This is a genomic window from Stenotrophomonas sp. NPDC077659 (assembly GCF_050268705.1).
Taxonomy (GTDB): Bacteria; Pseudomonadota; Gammaproteobacteria; order Xanthomonadales; family Xanthomonadaceae; genus Stenotrophomonas.
In genome coordinates this window covers 1-8,320 of record NZ_JBNNHG010000158.1, presented here as the reverse complement: position 1 = coordinate 8,320, position 8,320 = coordinate 1, and the positions used below count along the sequence as shown (strand labels likewise).

The window sequence follows — 8,320 nt, the reverse complement described above, 5'->3', positions numbered from 1 at the left end:
CTCTCGCTGGCCACCAGCTACGACGACATTCCCTGGTCGGCAAACGCGTTCTACGCCTTCGATGACGAAGGCACACGGCTGCTGATGCTCAGTTCGATGGATACCCGCCACGGCGAAATGCTTTCCATCAACCCGCAGATGGCGGGCACCATCACCGACCAGTTCAGCGACATCCACCAGATCCACGGACTGCAGTACACCGGCATCGCCAGACACCTGGACACGCCGGCTGACGCCGCCCCGGCCCTGGAACAGTACTACCGGCGGTTCCCACAGGCGCACGGCATGACCGCGCCCGTCTGGGAGATCCGCCTGCTGCATCTGAAGTTCACCGACAACCGCGTGGGCTTCGGCACCAAGACCCTGTGGAGCAGGCATGACAAGGACGCTGATCACGTCCTCGGCCGTGCCCACTCCCGGCGTGACCACTTCGTCTCTCCAAGGAATGCATGATGAACATCACCCGCACCTGTTCGCTGCTGGCGCTGGCCCTGCTGGCCACCCCGGCCTTCGCCCAGACCCTCGCTGGCCCGGCCCTGCCACGTGGTACCCAGACGGTATTGAAGGTCACCAGCTACGCCGATGATGGCAGCGATGGCACCCTGCGCTGGGCGCTGGAGCGCAACAACGCCAACCCCGGCCACTACCGCATCGAGCTGAGCGCGATCGGCGCCGGCCCGTACATCATCAGGCCCACCCGCGAGCTGCCGCCGATCAAGGGCCCGGTGGTCATCGAGAATGTGGACTGGGCGCGCAATGGCACCTACGTCGCCATCGACGGTTCGGCCTATGTGGTCGGCCCTGGCACCCGCGCCTGCCCGGGTGCGGTGGAGGGCCAGTACGGCACCAACGTGCGCACCACGACCAAGCCTGGTCTGATCCTGCGCGACACCGAAGCGGTGGAGATCCGTGGACTGGAAATCAGCAACTTCTGCATCGGCATCCTGGTGAACCGCTCCAGCGGCAATCTCATCCATGACAACCGCATCGTGGGCAACAAGGGGGGTGCCGGCATCATGGTTACCGCCGACGATGGCAAGGGTAATGCCACCGCCACCACCACGCTGCACAACCGCATCCTGCGCAACCGCTTCATCAACAACGGCGATGCCATGGAGATGACCCGTGGCGCGGCATTCAACCTGGTGGCCGACAACTTCATCACCAGCGATGACAAGGACAACGAAGAGCCATCGCAGGGCCTGGAGATCCTCTGGGGCAACGACAACGTGGTGGTGCACAACCACTGGGAAAACCTGTCCGACGGCGTGCAGCTCAACTGGGGCAACCGCAATTACATTTCCGGCAACACCTTCACCGGCATCTCCTCGGCGGTGACGCTGAGCGGAACCGGCAACATCGTCGACGGCAATACGATGATCGGCAACCGTGTGGCGGTATCGGTGCGGCCGCAGGCTGCACCCGGTGCGGACGCCGCACCAGGCCGCAACCGGGTGACCGGTCCGGCGGTCAACACCATCAGTGCCAACGTGATGATCGACAACGGCAAGGATATCCGCCGCTGCTTTGCGGGCGGCTCGTGCCTGCCTGAGCTGAAAGGCGCCATCGTGTTCAACGTCCCCGGGCTGGAGCACGGCAAGTTCATCGGCAACCGCGGTGGCGGCGTGGAAGGTGACCCGGCCAAGCTGGAAACCATCTGCGCGCTGGATGGCCAGGTGGAGGGCTGCGAGCCCTCGCCCAACCACGGCCAGGCCGCGCCGACCCTGCTGGCCACGCTGGGCGCCAGTGACGGAGGTGTCGGCGTGCGCGGTGAGTTCAATGGTATTCCCGACAGCCTGTACCGCGTAGAGATGTTCGCCAACAGCAAGCGCGGCATGACCGAGGCCGAACGCTACCTCGGTTTCATCCAGGTACCGGTGGACGCCAAGGGCAACGCCAGCTTCGTGTTCCCGCTGGCGTCGGCCGATGCGGCCAAGGCGGCCAATGTCACCGCGACGGTCACCACCACCGACGGTGCCACATCGCCCCTGAGTGCACCGCTGATGCTGGGCCACTGATCGCAGCACCCGCACCACGCCCCCCCGGCGTGGTGCTTCTTCCCTACCCGAGGCGACCGTCATGCGCGGCCCGTGGACCCGTTTCAACCTGAATCCGAAGACATGGACCTTCCAGCAGCGGTTTCTGGCCGGCTTGCTTGGTTGTGCCGGTGTTCTGCTGTATGCGCTGTACACGCAGATGTTCGGTGGGCTGGCACCCTGCCCGCTGTGCACCCTGCAACGCGGTGCGTTCATGGCGCTGGGCACCACGTACTTCCTGGGCAGCCTGCATGCCCCGCGTTCCTTCGTGGTTCGAAGCAGCTACGTGGCTGTGAGCGTGCTGATCGCCCTGCTGGGCGCCGGCGTTGCCACGCGGCATGTGTGGCTGCAGCTGCTGCCGGCCGATCAGGTGCCCGCGTGCGGCCCCGACCTGGCGCACATGCTTGAGGCCTGGCCGCTGTTTGACGTGCTGCGCCGTGTGCTCACCGGCTCGGGCGAATGCGCGGTGGTGGACTGGACCTTCCTCGGACTGTCGATGCCGGCGTGGAGCCTGATCACCTTCCTGGCACTGGCGGTGTGGAGTCTGCTCGCCCTGAACGCGCCCCTGCGCCGCCCCTGAGTCGGCGCCTCTCTGCTTCTACCAACCTCCTCCTTCCTGCAAGGCAAGCACATGAACATCTGTTCCCTCCAGCGTCCCCTTCCCCGGCGATCCCCATTGGCTATCGCGCTGCTGTGCACGGTGGCCGCACTGGTCGCTCCCTCCGCCTTCGCCCAATCGACGCCGACCGCTGACGACCTGTATACCGGCAAGACCATGACCGGCAACTGGGGTGGCACGCGCAGCGAATGGGCCGCCAATGGCATTTCCCTCCGCGGCGGCTTCATCACCGAAGCGATGGGTGTGGTCGAGGGCGGTATCGACCATAGTGCACGCAACGCTTTCCAGACCCAGGTCGGCGTCGACCTGGACCTGGGCAAGCTCACCGATGTGTGGGGCGATGCACGACTCCACCTGACCGTGAACGACCGGCGCGGCCGAAGCACCTCCGGCGAACTGGCAGGCAACGACTACATGCCTATCCAGGAGATCTACAGCGATCAGTTCACCCGCCTGACCGAACTGAGCTACGACCAGAACTTCTTCAACCGGACGCTGAACTGGAAGGCCGGCTACTACGTGATGGGCAATGATTTCGGCATCAACCAGATCATGACCAACTTCGTGAATGCCGCGCTCTGCGCGCACCCCATCTCGCTCTCCACCAGCGCCGGCTGGACCAACTGGCCCCGCCCACGCTGGGCAACACACGTCACCGTGCACCCCACGCCGGAAGTCACGGTGCGCGCCGGCATGGTGCTGGTCAACACCAACTACAACCTGGAAGCAAACCGCTGGAGCCTGCATGAGCACGGCACCACCGGCCATCTCTATCCGGTGGAAGTGGAGTGGGCACCGGGCACCGCCGACCGCGGGCACTACCCGGGCCACTATAAGGTGGGCTACTACTACGACACCTCCGACAAGCCGATGGTTGGAAGCCGCAGCGACCAGACCGCGCGTCGCCGCGAAGGCGGCTACGTGATGACCGACCAGAAGCTGACCAACAACGCGGTCAATGGCGGCCTGAGCGTGTTTGCGCAATACACCGCGCAGTCCCAGCAGACCGCGGTGATGCACCGCTGGGTCTCGGCGGGCATGGTGTACCAGGGTCTGTTCGCAAGCCGCCCACAGGACCGCGTGGCACTGGGCTACGTGCGCGCCTCGATCAACCACCACCTGCTGGAGCAGCAACTGCAACGGCAGGCCATGGGGCTGATCACCGACACCGACTGGGAACTCAACCAGGCCGAGGAGCTGTGGGAGCTGGCGTACACCTTCCAGGTGAAGCCGTGGCTGTCGCTGCGCCCGGACGCGCAGTACATCACCAACCCCGGCACCTTCCGCTACACCAATACCCGGAATGTGCTCGCGCTTGGCCTGCAGGCCAAGGTCACCTTCTGATCCATCGTCCTTCCACCACTGGAGCCCTTCCATGAAATCCATCACGCGGCGCGCTGCCGCCTCCATCCTGCTCGCTCTGCCGCTGCTCGCCGCAGGTTCTTCCACCGCCATGGCCGCAGCCGCAGCCGCTACCAGTGCCGCTGCCGCGCCGGTCGCTCTACGCCACGCCGCCCCCTTTTCCATCCGCAACACGGTGATCGGCGAAGGCGCGCCGAAGACGATCGTACCGACCACTGGAGCCACTGCTGCGCAGGTGCTGGAACAGGCCCGGATCATCGGCGCGAATGCCGATGCCGATCTCATCGAGTTCCGCATCGATTACCTCGACTTCGCCACCGATGCTTCCCGTATCGCTGCACTGGGCAAGCAGGTCGCCGTTGCTGCACGTAACAAGCCCATGATCGTCACCTTCCGCACCCAGGCCGAGGGCGGCAGCAAGCCGATCACCGACGCCGCCTACGGCGCCCTGTATGCGAAGTTGATCCAGGCCGGTTTCATCGACCTGCTCGACGTGGAGATGTTCCGTTCACCGGAGGTGGTCACAGCACTGGTTGGACAGGCCCACGCAAAGAACATCAAGGTGGTCATGTCCAGCCATGACTTCCACAAGACGCCCCCGGCATCTGAGATCGTCGCGCGGCTGCGCCGCCAGGACCAGCTGGGTGCGGACATCCTGAAGATCGCGGTGATGCCGCAGAGTCCGGCCGACGTACTGGCGCTGCTCGACGCTACCGCGCAGATGCGCGCGACCTATTCAAGCAAGCCGCAGCTGACGATGTCGATGGGTGGCCTGGGCGCCATCACCCGCCTGTCTGGCGAAGTGTTCGGCAGTGATCTGACGTTTGGCATGATCGGTACGCCGTCGGCGCCAGGCCAGGTGGACGTGGGTCAGCTGCGCCAAGTGCTGAATACCGTACATGCGGCGGTTGAAGGCAAGTAGGTCCGCCTGCAGGACCCGTCTCAGCGACAACGGGGAATTGTGGGTGTCCGATGGCGGGCACCCGCATTTCCGGAGGGCGTACCGCGTCAGCAACGGTGTCTGCCGTGCGGATGACCGGTGCATGGAGAGCAGTCGAGCAGGCTCGACGCTACGGCCGGGGTGCTCGTGCGGCGACGGTCGCCAGGCGGCGGCTGACGAGGCCGTAGAGGTCCTGCAGTTCGGTGGCCCGTCCGGGTGTCATGTTGCTGCCGAACAGGACCCGTGCCAGTGCAGCGGCGTGGGTGTCATCGGGGAAGCGTTCGCGGGCGCGGTAGACATTCTGGAACACCAGCCAGGCCAGGCGCAGGCCACCGCCGGGCAGCGGGCGCACGAGGCGTTCGTAGGCCTGCCAGAACTGATATTCGGCCTGCAGATCGACCCTGGGCGCGGCGTAGGGCACCGGACGCGGGCGTCCGTGGGCACGCGGGCGCGTAGGCAGGTAGATGGGGTCGGGCTGGGCCATGGTGGACAGCATGCCCCGGCAACATTGTGGGAACCTTGCGCAGCTGCCTGAACATCACTGCGGGGCGTGCAGCGTTTGAGCCCTGGCGCGGAATGCATCCACCGATGGCGTGGATCCACCGGTCACGCACGCAGAGAGTCCGCCGTCGGTTACGCTCAATTACTGCAGCACAAACCGTTCAATCGCCCGCGCCGCGCCATCCTCGGCATTGGTCGTGGTTTCAAAAAGCGCCGTGGCCTTCACTGCATCGATGGCATTGCCCATCGCCACGCTGGTGCCTGCAAACTGCAGCATGGTCAGGTCGTTTTCCTGGTCGCCGATGGCCATCACATCGGCGCGGTCGATGCCAAGATGCTCGGCCAGCTTCTGCAGGCTGGGCCCCTTTCCCGCGCGGCGGTCGAATACTTCCAGGAAGAAGGGCGCGCTTTTCAACACCGCGAAACGTTCGGTCAGTGCCGCCGGCAGGTGCGCAATGGCTGCATCCAGCACCTCGGGTTCGTCAATCATCATCAGCTTGATGAAGGACATCGAGGGATCCATGTCCTCCACGCGGCGGTACGACAGCGGCACGTGCGAGAGGTGGGAGTCGATGACGGTGTAGCGGCTGATGTCCTGGTTGGTAGTGTACAGGCGCTGGCCATCGAGGGCCTGGAAGTGTACGCCGATATCGCGTGCGACCTGTTCGCAGTACCGGAAATCCTCGAAGCTGAGCGGGAACTCGGCCACGTTTTCGCCGGTGCCCAGCCGCTGCACCAGGCCGCCGTTGCAGGCGATGCAGTAGTCATCGTCGCCGTCGATGCCAAGTTCGGCCAGGAACGGTGCCAGCCCGGACACCGGGCGGCCACTGGTCAGTACGATGTGCACGCCCAGCGCGCGGGCCTGGGCGATGGCCGCCTTGGCCCGCGCGGTGAGTTTGTGGCCGGGGTCCAGCAGGGTGCCATCCATGTCGATGGCGACCAGTGCGATGGTCGATTGCCTGCGGCCCATGTCCATCTACGTCCAGCCTTGCATGTGGGTCCCCTCATTCTAGGGCAGTGGCTGCCCTGTCCGCCTCATGCGCGGTTCATATCGCCAGGCGCCGTGGCAGGGATACTCTGGAAAGCCGGTGCGCCCCACCGCAGGACGGCCCCGATGACCGCCCTACCCTGGAGAACCAGACGCATGACCTACCGCGCCCCCGAGGCTACCGACACCGCGCCGCTGGCCGCGCAGATCGAGGATCTGATCCACGGCCTGCCCGGCGAGCAGATCCGCGTGGGCACCCTGCTGCAGGCGCTGGGCGATGAAGGGCTGATGCTGATCGTGATCCTGCTGTCGGCGATCTTCCTGATCCCCGTTTCCATTCCCGGGTTGAGCACGGTGTTCGGTGCGTCCATCCTGCTGATCGGCCTGAGCCGGGTGCGCGACCGCCCGCTGTGGGTGCCGCGCCGCCTGGCCGAGCGCGAGGTGGCTACAGAAAAACTGAAAGCCAATCTGGGACGCGCCCTGAAGTGGGTGCACCGCATGGAGCGGCTGTCGCGACCGATGCGGTTGGCGGTGATGGTGCGGTCGAAGAAGATGATGCGGCTGAACAACCTGGCGCTGGTGTTTGCCACGCTGCTGCTGATGGCTCCGGCCGGGCCGATCCCTTTCAGCAATACCCTGCCCGCGCTGGCGTTGATGTCATTCGCGATTGGTTTCATCCAGCGCGATGGGGCGGCGGTGGCAGCGGGCTATGCGTTCGTGGTGGCCACGGTGGTGTATTTCGGCGTGCTGCTGGGTGGCGTGGGGTTGGCGGCCGAATCGGTATTCAGTGGGCTGCGTACGCGCTGAGATCATGGAACGGCGGGATGGCGGTAGAGTCGACTGTCAGTCGACTGCTCTTCGCATGAATGTGCGAAAAGACCTCGCGCTGCGCGCGTTAGTCGACTAACAGTCGACTCTACCGAGTCGACTCTACCCAGTCGACTCTACCCAGGCCACGGCGGCCGAGCGTGGGCTCGGCTCTACCAGGGTCAGGTTACTTCGCCGAGACCCGCCACACGACATCGCCCACGTCGTCGGCCACCAGCAGCGCGCCCTCGGCGTCCATCGCCATGCCTACCGGCGCGCCCATCAGGGTCTTTTCATCCTTGGAGGTGAAGCCGCTGACCACGGTCTGCGGGCGGCCGGTCGGTTTGCCGTCCTTGAACGCCACGTAGACCACTTCGTAGCCACTCAGTGGTGAGCGGTCCCAGCTGCCGTGTTCGCCGATGAAGGCGCCGCCGTGGTACTTCGCCGGCAGCGATTGGCCGGTGTAGAACAGCAGGCCCAGCGGCGCCACATGCGAGCCGATGGCGTAGTCGGGCACGATGGCCTTGGCCACCAAGTCCGGCCGCTGCGGCTGCACGCGTTCGTCCACGTGCTGGCCGTAGTAGCTGTAGGGCCAGCCGTAGAATCCGTCTTCCTTTACCGAGGTCAGGTAGTCGGGCACCAGGTCGGCACCGATCTCATCGCGCTCGTTGGCCACCGCCCACAGCTTGCCCGTGCTCGGCTCCCAGTCCAGGCCGGTGGGGTTGCGGATGCCCGAGGCAAAGATGCGGCTGCCACGGGTGGCCACGTCCACTTCCAGTACCACGGCGCGGCGGTACTCGATGGCCAGGCCGTTCTCGGTGATGTTGCTGTTGGAGCCCACGCCCACGTACAGCTTGCTGCCATCGCGGCTGGCCAGCAGTTCCTTGGTCCAGTGGTGGTTGATGGTGCTGGGCAGATCGGTGAACTCGCGGCCCTTGTCGGTCATGCGGGTTTCGCCGGGCACGTAGTGGTACTGCATGATGTTGCCGGTGTTGGCCACATACAGCGTGTCACCGATGAGCTGGATGCCGAACGGCGAATGCAGCCCTTCGATGTAGACGTGCTGG

General features: G+C 65.3%; 9 protein-coding genes. 6 read left to right on the top strand and 3 right to left on the bottom strand.

The genetic code is table 11. The features are described 5' to 3' along the window. The 5 genes from ACQKDV_RS16790 to aroD form a co-directional block, all read left to right on the top strand. The coding region (locus tag ACQKDV_RS16790; RefSeq protein ID WP_427785234.1) for a hypothetical protein at window positions 1–453 on the top strand (453 nt) is incomplete at its 5' end. Beyond that, window positions 453–2,018, top strand: a complete 1,566-nt coding sequence (locus tag ACQKDV_RS16785; RefSeq protein ID WP_427785232.1) for a NosD domain-containing protein — start codon at window positions 453–455, stop codon at window positions 2,016–2,018. The genes ACQKDV_RS16790 and ACQKDV_RS16785, both read left to right, overlap by 1 nt. A 61-nt stretch (window positions 2,019–2,079) precedes the next feature. Further along, window positions 2,080–2,616, top strand: a complete 537-nt coding sequence (locus tag ACQKDV_RS16780; RefSeq protein ID WP_427785231.1) for a disulfide bond formation protein B — start codon at window positions 2,080–2,082, stop codon at window positions 2,614–2,616. 96 nt (window positions 2,617–2,712) lie between these two features. Next, complete coding sequence (locus tag ACQKDV_RS16775) at window positions 2,713–3,999, top strand: carbohydrate porin (RefSeq protein WP_427785229.1); 1,287 nt, start codon at window positions 2,713–2,715, stop codon at window positions 3,997–3,999. 31 nt (window positions 4,000–4,030) lie between these two features. After that, entirely contained in the window at window positions 4,031–4,939 is a 909-nt protein-coding gene (aroD, locus tag ACQKDV_RS16770) for a type I 3-dehydroquinate dehydratase (RefSeq protein WP_427785228.1), read from the top strand. Between the two features lie 148 nt (window positions 4,940–5,087). Here the strand turns inward: aroD and ACQKDV_RS16765 are convergent, their stop codons facing one another. Further along, window positions 5,088–5,441: a hypothetical protein gene (locus tag ACQKDV_RS16765; RefSeq protein WP_427785227.1), complete on the bottom strand. Its 354-nt coding sequence runs from the start codon at window positions 5,439–5,441 to the stop codon at window positions 5,088–5,090. A gap of 159 nt (window positions 5,442–5,600) precedes the next feature. Further along, a complete protein-coding gene (gene yidA / locus ACQKDV_RS16760) occupies window positions 5,601–6,434 on the bottom strand; it encodes a sugar-phosphatase (protein WP_427785225.1) in 834 nt (277 codons plus the stop codon). Between the two features lie 168 nt (window positions 6,435–6,602). Between yidA and ACQKDV_RS16755 the strand changes: the two genes are divergently transcribed. Then, window positions 6,603–7,253 (top strand): exopolysaccharide biosynthesis protein, encoded by a 651-nt coding sequence (locus tag ACQKDV_RS16755; RefSeq protein WP_427785223.1) that lies wholly within the window; start codon window positions 6,603–6,605, stop codon window positions 7,251–7,253. 187 nt (window positions 7,254–7,440) lie between these two features. Here ACQKDV_RS16755 and ACQKDV_RS16750 read toward each other — a convergent pair. Continuing rightward, a partial coding sequence (locus ACQKDV_RS16750) for a PQQ-dependent sugar dehydrogenase (protein ID WP_427785221.1) occupies window positions 7,441–8,320 on the bottom strand: 880 nt, incomplete at its 5' end.

What these genes read in the sequence shown, in the direction of transcription:
- ACQKDV_RS16785 (WP_427785232.1), top strand. Translation starts at nt 453, where the DNA reads ATGAACATCACCCGCACCTGTTCGCTGCTGGCGCTGGCCCTGCTGGCC.
- ACQKDV_RS16780 (WP_427785231.1), top strand. Translation starts at nt 2,080, where the DNA reads ATGCGCGGCCCGTGGACCCGTTTCAACCTGAATCCGAAGACATGGACC.
- aroD (WP_427785228.1), top strand. Translation starts at nt 4,031, where the DNA reads ATGAAATCCATCACGCGGCGCGCTGCCGCCTCCATCCTGCTCGCTCTG.
- ACQKDV_RS16765 (WP_427785227.1), bottom strand. Translation starts at nt 5,441, where the DNA reads ATGGCCCAGCCCGACCCCATCTACCTGCCTACGCGCCCGCGTGCCCAC.
- yidA (WP_427785225.1), bottom strand. Translation starts at nt 6,434, where the DNA reads ATGGACATGGGCCGCAGGCAATCGACCATCGCACTGGTCGCCATCGAC.
- ACQKDV_RS16755 (WP_427785223.1), top strand. Translation starts at nt 6,603, where the DNA reads ATGACCTACCGCGCCCCCGAGGCTACCGACACCGCGCCGCTGGCCGCG.